The 20,765-nt window shown below is 64.7% G+C and carries 12 protein-coding genes and 1 CRISPR repeat array (1 of these 13 only partly in view); of the genes, 5 read left to right on the forward strand and 7 right to left on the reverse strand.

Going from position 1 to position 20,765, the window contains the following annotated elements; translation table 11 throughout:
• Positions 1-6,672: a CRISPR direct-repeat array (repeat unit 28 nt; unit sequence TTTCTGAGCTGCCTGCGCGGCAGCGAAC) (it extends 2,059 nt beyond the left edge of the window).
• 130 nt (positions 6,673-6,802) lie between these two features.
• Genes cas6f through csy1 form a run of 4 tightly spaced genes read right to left on the reverse strand, consistent with a single transcriptional unit; the run spans position 6,803 to position 10,796 of the window.
• On the reverse strand, positions 6,803-7,369 hold the full coding sequence (gene cas6f, locus ACVCL9_RS16830; RefSeq protein ID WP_447097267.1) for a type I-F CRISPR-associated endoribonuclease Cas6/Csy4: 567 nt from the start codon (positions 7,367-7,369) through the stop codon (positions 6,803-6,805).
• 4 nt (positions 7,370-7,373) lie between these two features.
• Positions 7,374-8,516: a type I-F CRISPR-associated protein Csy3 gene (csy3, locus tag ACVCL9_RS16835; protein ID WP_447097266.1), complete on the reverse strand. Its 1,143-nt coding sequence runs from the start codon at positions 8,514-8,516 to the stop codon at positions 7,374-7,376.
• Positions 8,419-9,426 carry a type I-F CRISPR-associated protein Csy2 gene (gene csy2, locus ACVCL9_RS16840; RefSeq protein WP_447097265.1) on the reverse strand — a complete coding sequence of 336 codons (1,008 nt, stop codon included), beginning with the start codon at positions 9,424-9,426 and terminating at the stop codon, positions 8,419-8,421. The genes csy3 and csy2 overlap by 98 nt, the downstream gene beginning before the upstream one ends.
• The gene (gene csy1 / locus ACVCL9_RS16845; RefSeq protein ID WP_447097264.1) at positions 9,423-10,796 is read right to left on the reverse strand and encodes a type I-F CRISPR-associated protein Csy1; all 1,374 of its coding nucleotides are present in this window, start codon (positions 10,794-10,796) and stop codon (positions 9,423-9,425) included. Before csy1 ends, csy2 begins: the two co-directional genes overlap by 4 nt.
• A 142-nt stretch (positions 10,797-10,938) precedes the next feature.
• Between csy1 and ACVCL9_RS16850 the strand changes: the two genes are divergently transcribed.
• On the forward strand, positions 10,939-11,193 hold the full coding sequence (locus tag ACVCL9_RS16850) for a FitA-like ribbon-helix-helix domain-containing protein (protein ID WP_447097263.1): 255 nt from the start codon (positions 10,939-10,941) through the stop codon (positions 11,191-11,193).
• Entirely contained in the window at positions 11,190-11,606 is a 417-nt protein-coding gene (locus ACVCL9_RS16855; protein WP_447097262.1) for a PIN domain-containing protein, read from the forward strand. Before ACVCL9_RS16850 ends, ACVCL9_RS16855 begins: the two co-directional genes overlap by 4 nt.
• Before the next feature lie 6 nt (positions 11,607-11,612).
• Here ACVCL9_RS16855 and cas3f read toward each other — a convergent pair whose 3' ends face one another.
• Positions 11,613-15,038, reverse strand: coding sequence for a type I-F CRISPR-associated helicase Cas3f (cas3f, locus tag ACVCL9_RS16860; protein WP_447097261.1), 3,426 nt, complete (start codon positions 15,036-15,038; stop codon positions 11,613-11,615).
• A complete protein-coding gene (gene cas1f / locus ACVCL9_RS16865; RefSeq protein ID WP_447097260.1) occupies positions 15,035-16,030 on the reverse strand; it encodes a type I-F CRISPR-associated endonuclease Cas1f in 996 nt (331 codons plus the stop codon). Before cas1f ends, cas3f begins: the two co-directional genes overlap by 4 nt.
• Before the next feature lie 222 nt (positions 16,031-16,252).
• Here cas1f and ACVCL9_RS16870 point away from each other — a divergent pair, with 222 nt between their 5' ends.
• The 3 genes from ACVCL9_RS16870 (at position 16,253) to ACVCL9_RS16880 (ending at position 19,786) form a co-directional block, all read left to right on the forward strand.
• Positions 16,253-16,537, forward strand: a complete 285-nt coding sequence (locus tag ACVCL9_RS16870) for a LysM peptidoglycan-binding domain-containing protein (protein ID WP_447097259.1) — start codon at positions 16,253-16,255, stop codon at positions 16,535-16,537.
• Positions 16,538-16,794: 257 nt separating this feature from the next.
• The gene (locus ACVCL9_RS16875) at positions 16,795-17,325 is read left to right on the forward strand and encodes a hypothetical protein (protein ID WP_447097258.1); all 531 of its coding nucleotides are present in this window, start codon (positions 16,795-16,797) and stop codon (positions 17,323-17,325) included.
• Positions 17,326-17,560: 235 nt separating this feature from the next.
• A complete protein-coding gene (locus ACVCL9_RS16880) occupies positions 17,561-19,786 on the forward strand; it encodes an NADP-dependent isocitrate dehydrogenase (protein WP_447097257.1) in 2,226 nt (741 codons plus the stop codon).
• A gap of 18 nt (positions 19,787-19,804) precedes the next feature.
• Here ACVCL9_RS16880 and ACVCL9_RS16885 read toward each other — a convergent pair whose 3' ends face one another.
• Positions 19,805-20,749: an aldo/keto reductase gene (locus tag ACVCL9_RS16885; protein WP_447097256.1), complete on the reverse strand. Its 945-nt coding sequence runs from the start codon at positions 20,747-20,749 to the stop codon at positions 19,805-19,807.
• Between the last annotated feature and the right edge of the window lie 16 nt (positions 20,750-20,765).

The following is a 20,765-nucleotide window of genomic DNA, read 5'->3' on the forward strand; positions in this document are numbered from 1 at the left end:
CAGCGAACGCTGCGAGTACTTCGCGAGTGGCTCAGCCAAATTTCTGAGCTGCCTGCGCGGCAGCGAACTCGACGAAGCCTTTCGGGAAGCCTTCGCCCAATTTCTGAGCTGCCTGCGCGGCAGCGAACTTGCCGGCAGCGCAGGGGCAGCCGCATCCTCCTTTCTGAGCTGCCTGCGCGGCAGCGAACAAGATTGCCCAGCAGATCGCAACACAGAACAGCTTTCTGAGCTGCCTGCGCGGCAGCGAACGCCAGCCTTCCACAGCTCCGCAAGTTCGCGCATTTCTGAGCTGCCTGCGCGGCAGCGAACAAGGCGGAGTTCTTCGAGGACCGGCGCGACTTTTTCTGAGCTGCCTGCGCGGCAGCGAACGTGCAACAGTCATGGCATGGCTCCGTGGGAAATTTCTGAGCTGCCTGCGCGGCAGCGAACCTGCGCGTCGAAGCGATCCAGCAGAAGATTCATTTCTGAGCTGCCTGCGCGGCAGCGAACGTCGTTCGCGGAATACCTGTTGCCGATGCTGTTTTCTGAGCTGCCTGCGCGGCAGCGAACGTGGATGGTGACTGCTGGTACTGGCCGGCGAATTTCTGAGCTGCCTGCGCGGCAGCGAACCTGCCCCCAGCCCGAAACCCCGATCCGCGATATTTCTGAGCTGCCTGCGCGGCAGCGAACGATGACCGCGCTCATGTCTTTCTCCGTAGCTGTTTCTGAGCTGCCTGCGCGGCAGCGAACCAGCTCGGCGATGTAGGGGGTCATGGGCGTCATTTCTGAGCTGCCTGCGCGGCAGCGAACTCACTTCCGCGGATGTACCACTCGCTCTCAATTTTCTGAGCTGCCTGCGCGGCAGCGAACTCGAACTGACCGAACTCGTCCGCGTGAAGGAATTTCTGAGCTGCCTGCGCGGCAGCGAACCTCGCGTATGGTTATTCGCAAACCGCTGATTATTTTCTGAGCTGCCTGCGCGGCAGCGAACTGGCCGAGATGCAGCCCGAACTTCCGGCGATTTTTCTGAGCTGCCTGCGCGGCAGCGAACCCTCACCTTCCGCTCGATGGGTTCCGGCGTCTTTTCTGAGCTGCCTGCGCGGCAGCGAACGGTGATTATGGCGATGTACCGGCGCGCGTTCTTTTCTGAGCTGCCTGCGCGGCAGCGAACCGCCTCCAGTGCGCGCACGGCAAGCTCGACCTTTTCTGAGCTGCCTGCGCGGCAGCGAACACGGCCGCGCGCCGCAGGGCCTGAATCCCCGTTTTCTGAGCTGCCTGCGCGGCAGCGAACGACGAGAGCCCGTCGAATGCCTGCGACATGATTTTCTGAGCTGCCTGCGCGGCAGCGAACGTGTAATTCATCTAGCCACCTTTCTCGCGTATTTTCTGAGCTGCCTGCGCGGCAGCGAACAATTGAACGCAAAGACCCCAGCCGATTTATCGTTTCTGAGCTGCCTGCGCGGCAGCGAACTGTTCAAGCTGCTGCGGCTTCGGAGTTTGTAATTTCTGAGCTGCCTGCGCGGCAGCGAACGCAGCGAGGCGCGCCGCATCGCGGTTGAGTTCGTTTCTGAGCTGCCTGCGCGGCAGCGAACTGGATCGACCTGCGCCGCCTGTGCTGGCGGGTTTTCTGAGCTGCCTGCGCGGCAGCGAACCGCTCGACGTCCGTTCGTACAGTGCGGTACATTTTCTGAGCTGCCTGCGCGGCAGCGAACAGGCGCTGCTCGATCGCAACAGCCTGGAGCTTTTTCTGAGCTGCCTGCGCGGCAGCGAACGACGCCTTCGAGCTGACTCGGACGTTCGTGATTTTCTGAGCTGCCTGCGCGGCAGCGAACTTCGGCTTGTACGGCCAGGCCGACCCCATCCTTTTCTGAGCTGCCTGCGCGGCAGCGAACGACCTGACCGACGCGCGCGCCGTGATGCGCGTTTTCTGAGCTGCCTGCGCGGCAGCGAACGGCTGCTTGAACGAGTTGCGGAACCGCGGGCTTTTCTGAGCTGCCTGCGCGGCAGCGAACGAGTCCGGCGCGACCCTGCGCGACTACTTCGCTTTCTGAGCTGCCTGCGCGGCAGCGAACGGGGATCGACGTCGGCCGGGACGCGCTCGGGATTTCTGAGCTGCCTGCGCGGCAGCGAACGGTGCGCAACTACGCCGCCATCGCGCTGACATTTTCTGAGCTGCCTGCGCGGCAGCGAACCGTCCACGCCCACGAATCCACCGACGCATTGATTTCTGAGCTGCCTGCGCGGCAGCGAACATGGGGGTCTCGCGCGGGACGCTGCACCGCATTTTCTGAGCTGCCTGCGCGGCAGCGAACCCGCTCACGCTCACCGCCGGCACCGACTACACTTTCTGAGCTGCCTGCGCGGCAGCGAACTCATGGGTGTTCTCCGAAAGGTGGGCTTCGATTTTCTGAGCTGCCTGCGCGGCAGCGAACGACACCGAAAAGGCCGACCGCATCCGTGCGGATTTCTGAGCTGCCTGCGCGGCAGCGAACCGGCGCAGCAGCACGCTGCCGGGGCCGTGCCATTTCTGAGCTGCCTGCGCGGCAGCGAACGATTTCCGACCCGTGCACCGGTGGCTGCACGCTTTCTGAGCTGCCTGCGCGGCAGCGAACCACCACCAGGGTGGCGCCTTCGGGCAGGTGCATTTCTGAGCTGCCTGCGCGGCAGCGAACGCCAGCAACGGCGACACCGGCGCCAGCCGCATTTTCTGAGCTGCCTGCGCGGCAGCGAACGCATCGGGCTACTTCGAATGGCGCGTCGAGGCTTTCTGAGCTGCCTGCGCGGCAGCGAACTCGAGGCGCCGGACAACGACCACGTGCTGTTCTTTCTGAGCTGCCTGCGCGGCAGCGAACTGTGCGTACAGGCACAGGTTCAGGCGCTCGACTTTCTGAGCTGCCTGCGCGGCAGCGAACGCTGGCCTCGGTGGAGGTCAGGAAGAAGTCACTTTCTGAGCTGCCTGCGCGGCAGCGAACGCCGGGGACGCTATCGAGCTCGGTCGTGTACTTTTCTGAGCTGCCTGCGCGGCAGCGAACGATCCGTGCGGACGCGGGCCGCCAATCGCAACTTTCTGAGCTGCCTGCGCGGCAGCGAACGATGAGCTGCTAGGGCTGGCGCCGATCCGTGCTTTCTGAGCTGCCTGCGCGGCAGCGAACGCGAGACTTCACCGTTTCAGCACCGGGGTCTATTTCTGAGCTGCCTGCGCGGCAGCGAACGATCAGGTCGAAGGCGTACGGGTGCAGGAACTTTTCTGAGCTGCCTGCGCGGCAGCGAACTGGGCGAAAGATCAGACTCATGCCATTCATAGTTTCTGAGCTGCCTGCGCGGCAGCGAACACCTGCCGGCCAACGTGCTGCCGCTGCAGCCTTTTCTGAGCTGCCTGCGCGGCAGCGAACATCACGCACATCGGCGACATCGCCCTGGCGCTTTTCTGAGCTGCCTGCGCGGCAGCGAACATTGAAGATCGTTGCGATGAGATCGCGGCCGATTTCTGAGCTGCCTGCGCGGCAGCGAACTATCCGTCTGGCGCTTTGTCGTTGACGTACAATTTCTGAGCTGCCTGCGCGGCAGCGAACGTCCTCTGCTGAACCTCGTTCAAGCCAGCTTTTTTCTGAGCTGCCTGCGCGGCAGCGAACGGGCTGGCCGGCAACGCGTGGGGTCATCCACTTTTCTGAGCTGCCTGCGCGGCAGCGAACAGGATCACGCATCGACGCTGGATGATGTGTTATTTCTGAGCTGCCTGCGCGGCAGCGAACCTCAGCACCAGGCGGGCGCCATGGCTCCCAGATTTCTGAGCTGCCTGCGCGGCAGCGAACCCAGTGGTGGGCCAACAGAAGTGCAGGGTTTTTTTCTGAGCTGCCTGCGCGGCAGCGAACGCCTGGTGTGCTGCTTCGACTTCCTCGGGGCAGTTTCTGAGCTGCCTGCGCGGCAGCGAACTTGGTCACGGCACGGGTTTCCACCTTCTTCTTTTTCTGAGCTGCCTGCGCGGCAGCGAACGGCAGACCGTTCCACATGTCGCGCAGGCGGTTTTTCTGAGCTGCCTGCGCGGCAGCGAACTCGCCGAGTAACCACTATGGCGGCACGGACCATTTCTGAGCTGCCTGCGCGGCAGCGAACTACGCGACATGGCAGGACAGGCAGCGCGCGCATTTCTGAGCTGCCTGCGCGGCAGCGAACTTCCGTGCCGCCTTTCGCGCGCGGCGGTGCCTTTTCTGAGCTGCCTGCGCGGCAGCGAACGAGCACCAGCGCTTTAGGCGCGGCGGCGATCATTTCTGAGCTGCCTGCGCGGCAGCGAACGACAACCGCCGGGCCTACATCGCGCAGTCGGCTTTCTGAGCTGCCTGCGCGGCAGCGAACCTGCATGGCTGCCGTGCAGGAGGTCGCGTGATTTTCTGAGCTGCCTGCGCGGCAGCGAACGCCGGCGATGACCACGGACGGCTTGCCGACTATTTCTGAGCTGCCTGCGCGGCAGCGAACGACTCCAGCGAGATCGAGAAAGAGGCCGATCATTTCTGAGCTGCCTGCGCGGCAGCGAACCTCGCGTGGACCGCGATGGTCGCGCTGTCGCTTTTCTGAGCTGCCTGCGCGGCAGCGAACTCGCCCACCCCGCTTGGCGTCCGACTCGGATATTTCTGAGCTGCCTGCGCGGCAGCGAACGGCAACGGCGATGCCGTCACCGGATTTTCTCTTTTCTGAGCTGCCTGCGCGGCAGCGAACGGGATCACCCACGGCTCGTGGGTTTCCAGCATTTTCTGAGCTGCCTGCGCGGCAGCGAACTTGGTCGCATCGGCGGCGCTTGCCTTGCGACATTTCTGAGCTGCCTGCGCGGCAGCGAACAGAACAGGGGAGGTGTTCGGCGCATAGTTGGCTTTCTGAGCTGCCTGCGCGGCAGCGAACTTGAAGGTGTCCTCAGTGGCCTTTGTGGTCATTTTCTGAGCTGCCTGCGCGGCAGCGAACACGTTGTCACAACTGCGGCAGGCATTGGCAATTTTCTGAGCTGCCTGCGCGGCAGCGAACCAGAACTGCGACGTGTGCTGTGGCAGCGGGTTTTTCTGAGCTGCCTGCGCGGCAGCGAACACCCCGCCGCTGACCGCGCTGCAGGTGACCATTTTCTGAGCTGCCTGCGCGGCAGCGAACGGGAGGAAGCGCGTGGGTAGGGGGTGCGATGCTTTCTGAGCTGCCTGCGCGGCAGCGAACGAAGCCGCTATCTGCCGGCGCCTGCCGTTCCTTTTCTGAGCTGCCTGCGCGGCAGCGAACGCGGTAGCTGCTTCCTCGGCCGTTCTCGCCTATTTCTGAGCTGCCTGCGCGGCAGCGAACGCAGGGTGCATGGGACTACTACGTGCGCAATTTTTCTGAGCTGCCTGCGCGGCAGCGAACGACTCCTACGGCATATCGCACGGGATCATTCATTTCTGAGCTGCCTGCGCGGCAGCGAACGTGTATTTCATCTCGCCACCTTTCTCGCGTATTTTCTGAGCTGCCTGCGCGGCAGCGAACTGTCCATGCCAACCTTTCAGCGCGGCAGGCAATTTCTGAGCTGCCTGCGCGGCAGCGAACACAGAATGGCAACAACGCGGCGCTGGCGGGCTTTTCTGAGCTGCCTGCGCGGCAGCGAACTACACAGCGAAGTTGAAAACCCGCGCGCAGATTTTCTGAGCTGCCTGCGCGGCAGCGAACGTATGGATTCCACCTGTACGGATTCCGCGCCTTTTCTGAGCTGCCTGCGCGGCAGCGAACCTTCCAGGTCAGCGTGTACGAGGTCGATCCAATTTCTGAGCTGCCTGCGCGGCAGCGAACAGCTACATCGACCCCAACGCGCGCTGCGGCGTTTTCTGAGCTGCCTGCGCGGCAGCGAACTTGATGACCTTGTTCATCGCCGCGGTCTCGTTTTTCTGAGCTGCCTGCGCGGCAGCGAACTCGAACGCGAGCGCCATCTCCTCGCGGCGGCTTTTCTGAGCTGCCTGCGCGGCAGCGAACGAGGAGAGCTGAGATGGGCCTGAAGAATAAATTTTCTGAGCTGCCTGCGCGGCAGCGAACTGACGAAGGTGAGAGCGAGGTCACGCTGTGCTTTTCTGAGCTGCCTGCGCGGCAGCGAACGATTCGGTCGCCAATGCTGAGACGTGGCGGAATTTCTGAGCTGCCTGCGCGGCAGCGAACGCCCGCGCATTGATCGCCCGGGCGCCGATCTTTTTCTGAGCTGCCTGCGCGGCAGCGAACGAAATCACCCGCGAACTGAAGATGACGGCCAATTTCTGAGCTGCCTGCGCGGCAGCGAACCATGTTTAGACCTTTGCGCAGCGAGCCGGCCATTTCTGAGCTGCCTGCGCGGCAGCGAACACCCCTAACAGGGATCGGCGTTGATGAAGGTTTTTCTGAGCTGCCTGCGCGGCAGCGAACCACGTCCGCAACCTCTTTCGGGTAGCGCGTGATTTCTGAGCTGCCTGCGCGGCAGCGAACATCTCCGCGCGCCGGCAGGACGTGATCAACGTTTTCTGAGCTGCCTGCGCGGCAGCGAACGCCCACGATTTCGCGGTGTACTGGCGGTTTCTTTTCTGAGCTGCCTGCGCGGCAGCGAACTTGTGCAGACAAATTGCCGCCGCCGTCCCGATTTTCTGAGCTGCCTGCGCGGCAGCGAACTAATCGCCTGGTACTGTCATCCTATGCTGTATTTTCTGAGCTGCCTGCGCGGCAGCGAACTAGAGCGGAACTCATCCAAGTATCTGACTCGCCACGGCAAAGCGCAAAGAAGGAAGCCAGCTCCCTTTGATGAGAGCTGGCTTCCAAGTGGTTGAATGTGCTGACTTGTTGCGTGTTTCAAAAAAATGGGTCAGAACCAGGGCACGGTGGCTGGGCCGCCAAGTCCGTGGCTGTTGAAGGGACCGGCGGTGGCCTCGGGCTGGAGCGGGCCGAGCGCGATGAACAGGCAGAAAGGTTGTCGGGTACTTCGGCTGTGTAGGTGGATGTAGGGCAGATCAGGGCGGCGTTCCACGCTGGTGGGAATGGCATCCCTGGCCTGTTCCATGGTTTCGTCCTTGCGGCGCATGCGCCGTCGTCGCAGCCGATCGGCATTGGTCTTGAATTGCTTGCGTTGCACGGTGCGGTGCGGCGCGTCGGTGGGCGAAGCGGCGATCTCCTTTGTGCGGACGTGATCGCGCATACCTTTTAGCCAGTCGGTGGCCATCAGTTGTTGCAGATCGGCTTGACTACCATGAAGACGAAGCGTGGTGCCCAGCGTGCGCGGGCTCAAGCTGTAGTCGGGGAAGCTGATACCGATGGTGTCCCGGCGCTGCTGCACCAATGCAAGATGCAGGTTGTCGTAGAGCGCGCCCAAGAGTTGTGTCGGTCCCGATTCAGGGTCGGGAACGACCTTGAGGTCGATGTAGTGCGTGGTCATGGCGTCAGTTCGCTTCGCCGAACACGCCGCCGCGGATCAGGGTGGCGATCACGAAATGCTGCTGGTCGGGTTCGGGCGCCTTGTCCTTGATGATCCAGTTGTCGAGAAGGTTGTAGAAGTCGGTCTTTTCCTTGGGCTGGCGATATGCCTTGCCTTGGGTAGTGACTGAGCCGTAGGGCTCGATGGCAATGGGGCCGTTCGCGGCCGCTTCGGGATACCAGGTGTCGATGGTGCGCAGCGCATTGCCGATCTTCTGCGAGTGGATGGCGGCCACGCCATCGACATCGTACAGCGTCTTGCTCTTGTCGCTGCGGCCGCGGTCCAGGATCAGCTCCTGCGAGGGGAACACCTCCTGCCCGGCGCCGATGCGCACGAAGGCAGTGACCTGCAGCAGCACATGGCTATTGCCGGCGAGGCCGTTGGCGATGAGTGCTGCCAGCTCGGACAGTGGCTTGGCTTCCGCGGAAGGCGCCTTGAGGTCGAGCAACGAATGGGTCAGTGCATCGAAGGTCCAACTGGTTTTTGCCTGGCCGTTCTCGATGTGGGCCACGGTCACTTCTACCTGCTCCGCGCAGATGCGGTTGCGCCACAGGAAGCGGCCGTTGGCGAGGTTGGCGGCGTAGCGGTTGGCCAATTCGGCAAAACCGTTCTGTTGGACGTAGCCCGCCACGGTGGCCAACAGTTTCTGCCGATAGGCGGCATCGTTGCAGGCGGAGGGCTGCCCGGTGCCGGCCAGCACACGCAGGGTGAACTGAACCTTCAGCGTGTCGGCATCGGCGGGCAGGGTGGCCACGTCTACGGTTTGCAGGTTGGGGTTCTGGATGGCTGCATCCAGTTTGGCCGGGTCTGTTGCGCCACCTTTCAGGCGGTTGGAGATGGTGCCGCGCACGGATTTTGCGCGCAGCGTGATGGGCGTCCAGTTTTGCGACTCGGTGCGTGCGCTCCAGTTGCCACTGGACATCAGTGCATCGGAAGGGTCGAGTTTGCGCTCGAAGGCGAGGACGGAAGCGGTCTTGAGTTCATTGGCCATGATGGAATTCCTTGTCGTGTCAGAGAGTGGTGTCGGCGGAGCGGTAGTTGTTGCGGCAGCGGTACAGTCCTTCGTCGGGACGGCTGTCGGCGTACCAGAGCAGGTCTTGCGGTGCATGCAGGCGGTGCGGGCCTATCCATTCGCCCATGGAATACAGGCTTTCGACGAAGCGGAAGGGCGTGGTGGCGTCGCGCGCGTGGGCCACGGTGCCCGCATCGTGCAGTTCTCCGAGAGCGCCGTAGCCCACGGGAATGGGCACGACCCAGCCCGAGCCTTTCTTGCGATCGTTTTGCCAGCCACCATTGCCTTCATTGGCCTTGGCGTCGTAATGCCAATTGATGCGCGAGAGCGATAGCCACGCATCGAGACGCGTGGCTTGTGGCGACTGCTTGCGCAACTCGTCCAGCCGGCTGTCGATCAGGTCGTCGCGGGCCACCAATGCCGAGCCTGGCAACAGGCGAGCGCGCAGCTTGCGGAACTCCCTGGCTTGGTCGTCGCTGTCGCCGGTGAAGTTGGCCAGCCATGGGCGATGACGCGAAGCCGCCGCTTGCGTAGCCGGCAACAGCGTGCCACCGGCGATGCGCATGCCTTGCAACAGGTCGAGGATGGTTTCCAGATCGTGCTGCTGCGCGTCCCTGTCCCATGCCCCGGCGTTCACCGCCAGCACCATACTGAGGTCCAGGTGGATGCGACCTTCCTCGACGATGGCAGGCATAGCGGCTCTTCCATCCTTGTCTATGAGTTTCCGCTCGATATCACGCTGAATCGGGTTGCGGGTGAGCCGGAAGCTTTTGACGAAGCCACCCTCGGTGGTCTGCTCCTGCCGGTCGTGGCAGACCACGCCCACGGCACCGAACTCCAGATCCAGCCCGGCGGCGCGGGTTTTGCGTTCCAGTGCCCACATCAGCCCGAGAAAGGCAGTGATGGACGGGAAACCGTGAGTCAACGGGCTGGAGACAGCGTTGGCGTTGTGCACCTTGAGATGCGGCAACACCAGTAGATGGGTGAAGTGCGGAAGCGTATTCATGCGGCACCTGCCTTGGCGCGGGGTTGCAACGGGATGGGCCAGGCCACGTCGAGGATGGCCTGCCGGGCGAAGTGACGCATTTCCGCCTCGCCGAGCATGGTCAGTTTGTCGCTACGCTTGCGGAGTTGACCGTTGAGCCAGAGGCCGAAGCGAACCGCTACTTCGTCGGCCCAGTCGCCATGCTCATAAGCTTGCTTGAAGGCGAGGTCGTCCTCTTGCCAGTGTGGATGCCATGGATCGTTGCGTTCCGGCAGCTCGAAGCGGTCGGGGTCGAGCCAGAGTTGCTCGCACAGCGGTAACTGGCAGGCCTCGTCCCGCGTCCAGCCGGCTGGGTAGCTTCCTCGAATCGCCACGCCGAACATGGCCAACTCTTGGCCGATGGCTTGTTCGATGGTCTCTCGATGGTTGCGGGTTTCCATGGTGGGGTCAGGGTTGGCCTTGAGGAAGGCGGTCAGGGTGCGCAGCAACTCGCGCATCCCGCCGAACCGGTTCAACTCGCCATGCCTTTCCCCGAACACCGAATCGAGCCTGAGCAGGTTCATCGCGGCACCCGGTTTCCAAGCCGGTGGCGGCAACGAAGCCAGCAGGTAGTTCACGCCGCCGCGCTCGCTGTTCAGTTGCGAGATGTTCTGTGGCTTGGTGCCACCCAGCTTGCGGGCGACGAGGTCGCGGTAGTCGCGGTAGATGACATCGGCCGGCTTGTTGTCGCGTCTGGCTTGTCGCATTTCCTTGTTGGCTTCACCAAAGCGCGCATCCTGGATGTCGGCGTGGACGGCATGGGCCAGCGAGCTGGAAAACATCGGCTGCAGCAGGTGGTAGTGGGCGTCGTCCTGCGGATCCTCGCCGACCAGCCAATAGAGCTGCTTGGCCATGGGATGGCTGGACGGCTGCGTTTCTTCGCGCACCAACGAGGCGAAGGCTTTCATCCAGCCTTGAGCCTGTTCGACGTCGTTGGACAGCGCGGCCTGCAGGTCGGTATCGCCGGCCTGCATCCAGTCGAGCAGGCGGCGGCCATCCACCTCTAGCTTGAGCAGCTTGAACACGTCCAGTGCAGCAGCATTGCCCACCACGTCCTCTGCGTAGCCCTCACCCAGCAGGTGGCTGCCGATTTCGGTATGCCGCGGCAGGCCGGACGGGGCGACATGCAGGCTGCTGCCGCGCGCGTCCGGGTGGGTGGCCTTGAGCACATGGGTCACGGCCTGGATCTGGCCCACCCGTCGTGCCGCATCGGCCAACCAAGTGGTGTACTCGTATTTCGATGCCGTGTCGGCATCGTCTTCCTTGCCTTTCAGCTTGGCCTCGCGCCGGGCTTCGATGAAGCCGGTGATGGTGGCGCGGAAGGCCTTTCCTCGGTCAGTCAGTTCGCTCATTCCCCTCTCCCTTTGCGGTTTTCCATCGTTAAGAAGTTCTAGCCCCGGGTGATCTCAGTACTTGCGACGGTTTTCGAGCGTGGCATCGCCCGAAGTGAGTGATTACAATGCAGTCATTGCAATCACTTATGGAGGCCCAGCCATGGCCACCATGACCATTCGAAACCTGGACGACGACCTGAAGGCGCGCCTGCGCGTGCGGGCGGCACGGCATGGGCGCTCGATGGAGGAGGAGGCGCGCAGCATCCTGCGCGCCGCCTTGGCCAATCGTGTTGAGGAAGATTCGGGTGCGTCGCTGTATGTCGCCATCCGCACCCGCGTGGAACCGTTCGGGGGCGTCGACCTGGAGTTGCCGCCGCGTGAGCCGCAGGGCGATCCGCCGGACTTCGGCGAGTGATCGTGCTGGATACCAACGTGCTGTCGGAGTTCATGCGGCCGCAGCCGGACGAGCGCGTGGTGGCATGGCTGAACCGGCAGGCGCGCTCGAACCTGTTCACGACAGCGGTGACGCGCGGCGAGATGTTGTATGGGGTATTGATCCTGCCCGACGGTCAGCGCAAGACGCGCCTGCAGCAGGAGGTCGCGGCGATCTTTGCGGTCGACATGGCGGGGCGCGTGCTGCCTTACGATGAGGCGGCCGCCGATACGCACGCCGCCATCGCCGCGGAGCGGCGCGCCCAGGGACGTCCGGTCGACCAATCCGATGTGATGATTGCCGGCATTGCACGATCGCACGGCGCCACCCTGGCCACGCGCAACTTGCGCGATTTCGAAGGTTGCGGCATTCCCCTGGTTGATCCCTGGCATTGATCTTCCTCAGCGTTGTCTGGTGAAGCCGAGCCATGGGTGCCAGCGCCAGCCTTGATGGTTCTCTTTGAGAGAAGGCACTTCCACGGTGGTGAACCTGCGAGCGGCGAGATCGAGCGGCAGGTCCTGCGCTTCGGCCTGTTCGCCCACCAGCGACGGCAGGTCGAACTCGCCCCAGCAGCTGATACCTGGCGCAACGCTCAACGTGACCTCGTGAAGCAGCTCCCTGGCGGGGACGTAGAGTTTTTCACCGCGGCGACTGCCCGGCGCGTCTTCCACGCGATGCGGCAGCAGATCGTCTTCATCCTCATCGGGCAGCCATGCCAGCGTGGTGCCGGGTTGCTCGTCATGGCGGAACGGTTGCTGTTGCGGCAGCACGCCGGCGAGCGCGGCGTGTGGGTGTTCCCAAGCCGCGGGCGCGTAGTCGCGTTCCAGTCGCGGGGCTGGAACGGCGCTGCGGCGTGTGGAATGAGTGGTGGGCGTAGGCGGCACCGGCAGCATGGCGGCGCGGATGCGCGCCTGCTCCAGATCCACCCAGCGATCGCGCGGCTGCAGTTCGGTTGCGCGCGGCTGGATGCGTGGCTGGGCGTCGAGATGGCGGTATTCGTTCTCGGCCAACAGCATGCGCAGGCTGTGGCTAGCCAGCAGGAAGCGGCCGTTGTCGCGCTCCGTCTCGAAGCCGGGGCGGGCGAATACCGGCTGGCGGCCGTCGCGCTGTTCGATGCCTTTGAGATTGGTGTCGAACACCAGCACGTTGGGCGTTTGCGGCGGCTTGCGGCGGTGGCGCTGCACGCGGCCGGCGAGCTGGATCAGCGAGCGCATCGAGGACGGCTCGGCCACCGCCCAGTCGGCATCCCAGTCGCGGCCCACCTCGCATACCGGCGAAGCCAGCACGACGAACAGATGGTCATGTTCGGCATGCGTGTCGAACGTGTGCCGGACCTGCGGCAGTTGCCATACCGCGTCTTCGCTGCGCCGATTGAACGCGGTATCCAGCATGGCTTCGATGGCCGAGCGCTGTGCCAGCGGAAAGCGGGCGTGATACACGCACAGGTGGATGCGCGTACCTTCCGGCGCGGCCTGCGTGTAGAGCGTGCTGGCCACGTCGAAGATCGGGTCGATGTTGGCCATGCGTACCAGGCCGAAGCTGACGCGCTTGCCGGTGACGGGGTCGGAGTGGGCGTGATCGCGGTGCAGGCGCAGGCAGGCGTCGCGTACGTGCCCGGCGAACTCGGCATGGATGCGCTCGGGCTGTTTGGCGGCGATGTCGATCGGCAGCAGTTCGGCGAGGCGCAAGGGTTCGACGGATTGCAGCTTGGCCACGCGGCGTCTGACGAAGCGCGCATGGCCCGCAGCGAAGCCGTCAGCGTCGGCAAGGATCTCGGTTTGTGCGCCGAATTCGTCCGTCCACAGGCAAGGCACCTCGACCGGTCGCTCGGCACCGCCATCGCGCCCGTGGTTGCGCTGGTAGTGGCGGCGACCGGCGCGATAAGCCATGAACATGCCCTCCACCAGAGCCGGCGGCAATGTGGCCGAGGACAACACCACGCGGCTTCCGAGCAGGCCGGCCCAGTGCATCAGCCGGGTCAGTGCGGGCAGGTCGTCGAGGTCATAGTCGTCCAGTTCGTCCAGCACCAGGTCGCTGCTCATCAGCCGCAGCATCGGTGCGATCTGGCGGCCGGCGCGCAGCGATTCGGTGGCCGGTGCGAGGTGATCGACGGTGCACACCAGCATCGGAGCGGAAATCAGCTTGCGGATTTCGGGGTTGGCCAGCGCCCGTGACAGCAGAGGGTGATCGGCCACGTTGCCCTCGTAGAGCACGTGGCTGTCTTCCTCGATCAGCGCCTGCACAGACGCCGAGCCGCTGGCCTCGGCTTTCGCTTCGTAATGCTCGAACAGGGCGCGGCTGGCGGAGCCGCCGACCAGCACCGCCAGCTCGTCGTCGTTCAAGTGCAGATCGTGGCGATAGCTGCGCCCGGTCTGCAGGGTAAGCGTGCGCAAACCCAGCGCGTAACTCACCCGCAACCCCAGTTGCGGGTCGGCCAGGGCATACAGGATGCGGGCGTTGGCCAGCGTCTTGCCGCAGCCGGTGGAAGCCATGTTGACGATGAAGGCACCATGTTCGCGTGCTGCCTCGCGCATGCCGGTGGCCGCATCGAAGGCTTTGTCCTGCCAGGCGAAGCGTGCGTCGCTGCTGCGTTTGCGCAAGCCACGATGGTTGGCCAGTCGCGGCAGGTAGCGCTCGAAATTGGGCAGCGCGTGGGCGATCAGGCTGGCGGTATGGCCCACGCCGAGGAGGTGTTCCAGCAGTGACTGGTTCATCACGCCGGGACGCAGGGTATTGGCGAACACGGCTTGGTCACGCTGCAGGAAACGCACGCGCTCGGTCGCTGGTTTGCGCTCCTTGTCTACGCCGAGGCTGGAGTAATGGTGGTCGGCCAGCATCAGGCACAGCCGCGAAAGGTGCATCGCGTAGGGATTGCTCAACCAGTCCTCGTTGCGCCGCGACTTGAGTTCCAGCAGTGCCTTGGCGGCACGACGGGCCTGTGTTCGCCACGCGGATGCGACTACCGGAAGCGCTCCGGCCAGCTGCCAGTAGGGCAGGGCCTCCATCGGCGAGCAGCGCTGGTCGATTTCATTCCAGTCGTGGGCCACGCTGGCCAAGGGTGCCTCCAGCCACGTGGATTCGAAGCGGTTCGCGCGTTTCCCCAGCCAGTCCTGCCCGTTGCCGTCTCTCCGTGGCTCGGGGATGAGCGGCAGGCGATGGTGGGTGACGATAAGCCATCCGATGGCGGCGGCAAGAGGCGCTTGGGCAGTGAGGCGGCGAAAAGGATGGCGCTCGATATTCTCGTCCACACCGTCGCGCAGATAACGGCCCGCAGCCGTCCAGTTCGTTTCGCTGGCTTCATCCTCGCTTGCCAGCCTTGCCAGCCAGGCATCGTCGTTGTCGGTGCCGACGAAGGCCAGGAACAGGCGCAGCGAAACCCATTCGTGCCGGTAGCGGTTGCGTTCGTCGAGCTTGTCTTGCAGCCGTTGCTGGAAGGCGAGGCTGGCCTTGCCGAGGTCGTGCAGCAGCGCGGCCAGTTGTGCCAGCAGGCGGATGTCCTGCGCAGTGTTCCAGTCGTTCTCATCGCCTTTGCGGAGCACATCGCTGGTCGTGCTGTTGGTGGGTACGGCGCCTTCGGTGTTGAAACGTCGACCGTCACCGACGATCCACAGAAGTTCGCTGTGGTCCTGCCCGCGTATCCAGTGACAAGCGACGGCGGTGTTCTTGCGTGCAGTCTTGCGCAAGAGCTTGCGCAGGGTGTCCAGCCCGGCTTTGGTGATCGGCGTCTGCCAGGTGCGGTCGCCACGGCGTTCGGCAAACTGGTCAAGGATGCGGCGCGTCTCGGTCAACGCGCGTTTATCGCATTGGCTGACCAACAGCACGTTCATTCCTGCTCCCTTTTTGCCGTGCCAGCCAATGCAGCGGTTTCCAGCGCCACGGCCTTCAAGGTGTCGATCATGAAGTCCAGCGATTCACTACGGGTTAGTGCCTCGATGCAGTTCTGGCGGAAGGCCTGCTCCTCGTCGCCTCGCATTGCCGAGAGAAATGCCTGCGGCAGGATGGTGGCGTCCTTGACAAGGTCGGCAACATCAAACACCAGTCCACCGCGGCGCGTCTTGCCATGCAACACCGCCAAGCCATGCGGCAGGCCCAGCACCCAGGTGGCAGTTGCGCCAAGGCCATAGGCCAGGTAGTTGCCGTGATCCAGAAAGCGATTGGCCGGGTCGCTGCCGCTACCGCGTTTGGCGCGGGTGAACTCGCCGTAGCCCACGGCATCCACTGCCAGTTTGAACAGCGCCTTGGTCAGCCTAGCCTCTTCAGTCAACAGGCTGGCGTTGTCAGGCGCAAGGTCGATGAGGCGATGGGTGCGGGCCAGCAGCTCGGTGAGCCGGCCCGGATTCACGGCGAAGCCCGCGTCGCGCAGCGCGCGATGTTGCCACGCATCTGCAATGCGTCTCGCGCGGGCGTGCTGAAAGGCCTTGGCAGCTGCGAGCCGGAAGTCGTCGTCGAACCAGAAGCGTACCCAGGCCTGCAGGTATTCCGTGGGCCGATACTCGCTTTGTGGCGACAACCATGCGACTTCGACGTCGATTTCATTGGCTGAAAAAAGCGGCGTGCCGCCGCCACCGCAGAAGCCGACCAGGACACCAGCTTTGGCCAGCTCGCGCATCGCTGACTGAGTGATCGAAGTGCCGGTACCCAGCAGCACCGTGGTGGTATTGGCGATGGGTATGTTCCAGTACAGCGACTGCCTGCCGGCGTCGGTGACGTATTCGACCCGACCGCCGTTGACCAGCACGCGGCAGTGCTGGAGGTAGTAGATATTGGCGCGCTTGGAATGCAGGATTGACTTGAGGTCGGTAGGGCCGAAATCGTCCATATCCCTCCCCTTTCCATGTGGCTCGATAGTACACGTTGCGCACCGTGGCCTCCCCGTGTCTCACGTGCTGCGATGGAAGGGACGTCTCGATGGAACGGGCAGCCGGGTGTTCCGCTTCCATGATCGCCATCGCGCAAGCATGAACGTCGCGGCACACGCGCTCACGGGCTGTTGATGTCGCGCTGGTTACCCATGGTGCTTCCCATCGAGTCGGAGAGAACCATGGGCCACGACACTGACCAGCGCGAAGAAGTGCGCCGCCAGGCGGCGGGGATGTCGCCGGCGGGCAAGGCGGATTTCACCGATACCGCGTCGCACGCCAGCGGTGCGGTGGACGGGACCCGCATCTACGAGGTCGCCGCCGGCGACGACCTGCAGGGCATCGCCCGTCGCTTCTACGGCAATGCCGACGGCTGGCGGCGGATCCTGGACGAGAACCGCGACCTCATTGCCGACCCCGGTCGGCTCGTGGCGGGGCAGATGCTGAAGATTCCGGCGAAACCGTGAGCCTCGCGCGGCCAAGGCGACGCGCCGACATCGCGCGTTCAGCTGGCCGCCTCAAGCTGAACGGCGCACCGCGGTGCTGATGGCCTGCTCACGAGCCGTTTACCGCGCCGCCGTTACCTGTGGTCGCCAGCTTCCCGCAGTGCCTTGGTGAAGTCTCGTGTTCGACGCGCTTGGCGACGAACTCCCAACCCGGATCGGACCCAAGCCAGACGGGTCCGTGCAACCCCGGGCTTTCCGCGATGAAAAGAGGTGCCCCCATGAAAACTACCCGACAACCCCTGATGCTTGCCGCGTCGCTGGCCGCAGCACTGGCGCTGGGTGCGTGCGGCAAGAGTGAGCCGGCCTCGCCGGTGCCCTCCAGTCCGCCGCCGAGCGGAACGGCAGCGTCCACCTCGCCGGAGCCACCGGCATTTCCGCCCCCGGCCACCAGCACGGGCTTGGCCAATGAGGGCGCCGTCGCGGCCGTGAGCTTCACCTCGCTTGAAGTGGGTTCGAGCGTCGACGCCAACCACAAGGTCGTGGCCACGGCCACCAGCTTCGCGCCGAAGGACACCATCTACGCGTCGGTCGAGACCACGGGTTCGGGCCACGCCACGCTGACGGCCCGGTGGCTCGGCCCGCGGGACCAGGCCTTGCACGAGGACAGCAAGGAGCTCGATGCGTCCGGCCCGGAAACGACGGCCTTCATGATCAGCCAGCCGGAGGGCTTCCCGCAGGGCGACTACAAGATCGAGATCTCGCTGGACGGGCAGCCGGTGGCGAGCAAGGACTTTTCCGTGAAGCCATGACGCTCCCTGCGCCTGGCCGCCGAAAGGGACGCGCTCGCCGCGTCCCTTTCGTTTTGCGGTGGAAGGGTCGGCGGGCATGACGACATGAAGGCGACGCGCTTTCCCGTGGCACGCTAAAACGCGACAATGGGCAGATTGCACGCGCGATGATCGGGTCTTTCGCCGCCGCGATGACGCCGAGCGTGCAACGACATCCATCCCGCGCCACGCGGCAGCAGAGAGGTTCACTCATACCATGTCCACGTCGTCCAAGATCATCTACACGCTGACCGACGAAGCCCCGTTCCTCGCCACGCAGTCGCTGCTGCCGATCATCGCTGCCTTCGCCGGCACCGCCGGCATCGCGGTGGAGACGCGCGACATCTCGCTGGCCGGGCGCATCATCGCGCTGTTCCCCGAGCGCCTGCGCGAGGACCAGCGCATCGCCGACGACCTCGCCGAGCTGGGCCGTCTGGCCACCACGCCGGAGGCGAACATCATCAAGCTGCCCAACATCAGCGCCTCGATGCCGCAGCTGAAGGCCGCGATCAGGGAATTGCAGGGCCAAGGCTACGCGCTGCCGGATTATCCCGACGAGCCGAAGGACGCCGACGAGAAGGACATCAAGGCGCGTTACGACCGGGTCAAGGGCAGCGCGGTGAACCCGGTGCTGCGCGAGGGCAACTCCGACCGCCGCGCGCCGGTTTCCGTGAAGAACTACGCGCGCAAGCATCCGCACCGGATGGGCGCGTGGAGCACAGATTCGAAGACCCGCGTGGCGCACATGGACGGCGGCGATTTCTACGGCAGCGAGAAATCCGTGACCGTGGAGCATGCCGGCAGCGTGCGCATCGAGTGGTTCGGCAGGGACGGCAGCCAGGTCGTGCTGAAGCCGAAGACGACGCTGCTCGCCGGCGAGATCATCGACGCGGCGGTGATGTCGCGCCGCGCGCTGGCCGCGTTCATCGACGCGCAGATCGCCGACGCAAAGAAGCAGGGCGTATTGTTCTCGCTGCACCTCAAGGCGACCATGATGAAGGTCTCCGACCCGATCATGTTCGGCGTGGCGGTGGGCGAGTTCTACAAGGACGTGCTGATCAAGCATGCCGACGCGCTGAAGCAGGCCGGCTTCAATCCGAACAACGGCATCGGCGATCTGTACGCGCGCCTCGGCAGTCTGCCGGAGGCGACCCAGGCGGCGATCAGGGCCGACCTCGATGCCGAGTACGCGCAGCGTCCTGCGCTGGCGATGGTCAACTCCGACAAGGGCATCACCAACCTGCACGTGCCCAGCGACGTGATCATCGACGCCTCGATGCCGGCGATGATTCGCGACTCCGGCAAGATGTGGAACGCGAAGGGCGAGCTGCAGGACATCGTGGCGGTGATCCCCGACCGCAGCTACGCCGGCGTCTACCAGGCCACCATCGAGGACTGCAAGGCGCATGGCGCGTTCGATCCGGCCACCATGGGCAGCGTGCCGAACGTGGGCCTGATGGCGCAGGCGGCCGAGGAATACGGCTCGCACGACAAGACCTTCCAGATCGCTGGCGACGGCGTGGTGAAGGTGATCGACGAGGCCGGCAAGGTGCTGCTGCAGCATGACGTGGAAGCCGGCGACATCTGGCGCATGTGCCAGACGAAAGATGCGCCGATCCAGGATTGGGTGAAGCTGGCGGTGAGCCGCGCGCGGCACACGCCGGCGGTGTTCTGGCTGGACCCGCAGCGTGCGCACGACCGCCAGGTGATCGCCAAGGTCGAGCGCTACCTGAAGGACCACGACACCAGCGGCCTGGACATCCGCATCATGGATCCGGTGGCGGCCACGAAGTTTTCGCTCGAGCGCATCCGCCAGGGTCTGGACACGATCTCGGTCACCGGCAACGTGCTGCGCGACTACCTCACCGACCTGTTCCCGATCATGGAGCTGGGCACCAGCGCGAAGATGCTGTCGATCGTGCCGCTGATGGCCGGCGGCGGCCTGTTCGAGACCGGTGCCGGCGGCTCGGCACCGAAGCACGTGCAGCAGTTCCTGGAAGAGAACTACCTGCGCTGGGATTCGCTCGGCGAGTTCCTCGCGCTGGCCGCCTCGCTGGAACACCTCGGCAACCGCCACGGCAACGCCGAGGTGGACGTGCTGGCCAAGACGCTGGACCAGGCCAACGGCAAGTTCCTCGACACCGACAAGTCGCCCTCGCGCAAGGTCGGCGGCATCGACAACCGCGGCAGCCACTTCTACCTCGCCATGTACTGGGCACAGGCGCTGGCGGCGCAGGACGTGAGCGCCGCGCTGAAGGCGAGGTTCGCGCCGCTGGCCAAGGCGCTGACGGAGAACGAGGCGACCATCGTCGACGAGCTCGCCCGTGTGCAGGGCAAGCCGGTCGACATCGGCGGCTATTACCACCCGGACCGGATGAAGGCCGGCGCGGCGATGCGGCCCAGCGCCACGCTCAACACGGCGCTGGGGTTGTTGTCCGCGTGATGGCGTGATCGCGGCAGATCAGGCGCTGGCCTGATCCAGCGCCGCGATCTCGTCGGCGCGCAGCGAGAGCTGCAAGGCGCCGAGCAGTTCGTTCAATTGCGTCACGCTGGTGGCGCTGGCGATCGGCGCACTGATGCCCGGGCGCGCCATCAGCCAGGCCAACGCCACCTGGGCCGGCGTGGCGTGATGGGCGGCGGCCACCGCGTCCAGCGCAGCCAGCACGCCGAGTCCGCGCGGATTGAGGTGGGCGCGCACGCCACCGCTGCGTGCCGGATGGCCGGCGAGGTCGGCCGCCTGGCGGTACTTGCCGCTGAGGAAACCGCTGGCCAACGCGTAGTAGCAGATCACGCCGATGTTTTCGCGGCGGATCAGCGGCTCCAGTTCGGCCTCGTAGCCGCGGCGGCTGACCAGGTTGTATTCCGGCTGCAGCACGTCGTAGCGCGGCAGGTTGTGCTGCCTGGATACGGCCAGTGCGTCGGCGAAGCGTTCGGCGCTGTAGTTGGAGGCGCCGATCGCGCGCACCTTGCCCTGCTCGATGAGTCGCGCGAAGCCGCCCAGGGTGTCGGCCAGCAGCACGCTGGCGTCGTCCTCGTGCGCGAAATACAGGTCGATGTGATCGGTCTGCAGCCGCTGCAGCGAACCCTCCACCGCCTGCTGCAGGTTCACCGGCGCCAGCCCGCGGTGCCGCGTCCATTTGCCGACCTTGCTGGCGATCACCACCTGGTCGCGCTTGCCACTGCGCCGCAGCCACTTGCCGATGATGGTCTCCGACTCGCCGCCGTGGTTGCCCGGCACCCATGCCGGGTAGACGTCGGCGGTGTCGATCAGGTTGCCGCCGCCATCGACGAAGGCGTCCAGCAGCTCGAACGCGCGCGGCTCGTCCACCGTCCAGCCGAAGACGTTGCTGCCGAAGGCGAGCGGCGCGATCGAAAGGGAGGTGCCGCCGAGTGACCGCTGTTGCATGGAACGCCTCTCCTGG

Source organism: Rhodanobacter sp. UC4438_H5 (assembly GCF_052978405.1).

Excerpts from the sequence above, each read along its gene's own strand:
- cas6f (WP_447097267.1), bottom strand. The coding sequence starts at position 7,369 with ATGACCACGCACTACATCGACCTCAAGGTCGTTCCCGACCCTGAATCG.
- ACVCL9_RS16870 (WP_447097259.1), top strand. The coding sequence starts at position 16,253 with ATGGGCCACGACACTGACCAGCGCGAAGAAGTGCGCCGCCAGGCGGCG.
- cas1f (WP_447097260.1), bottom strand. The coding sequence starts at position 16,030 with ATGGACGATTTCGGCCCTACCGACCTCAAGTCAATCCTGCATTCCAAG.
- ACVCL9_RS16885 (WP_447097256.1), bottom strand. The coding sequence starts at position 20,749 with ATGCAACAGCGGTCACTCGGCGGCACCTCCCTTTCGATCGCGCCGCTC.
- ACVCL9_RS16850 (WP_447097263.1), top strand. The coding sequence starts at position 10,939 with ATGGCCACCATGACCATTCGAAACCTGGACGACGACCTGAAGGCGCGC.
- cas3f (WP_447097261.1), bottom strand. The coding sequence starts at position 15,038 with ATGAACGTGCTGTTGGTCAGCCAATGCGATAAACGCGCGTTGACCGAG.
- ACVCL9_RS16875 (WP_447097258.1), top strand. The coding sequence starts at position 16,795 with ATGAAAACTACCCGACAACCCCTGATGCTTGCCGCGTCGCTGGCCGCA.
- csy1 (WP_447097264.1), bottom strand. The coding sequence starts at position 10,796 with ATGAGCGAACTGACTGACCGAGGAAAGGCCTTCCGCGCCACCATCACC.
- csy3 (WP_447097266.1), bottom strand. The coding sequence starts at position 8,516 with ATGCACCGCAAGACCTGCTCTGGTACGCCGACAGCCGTCCCGACGAAG.
- ACVCL9_RS16880 (WP_447097257.1), top strand. The coding sequence starts at position 17,561 with ATGTCCACGTCGTCCAAGATCATCTACACGCTGACCGACGAAGCCCCG.
- csy2 (WP_447097265.1), bottom strand. The coding sequence starts at position 9,426 with ATGAATACGCTTCCGCACTTCACCCATCTACTGGTGTTGCCGCATCTC.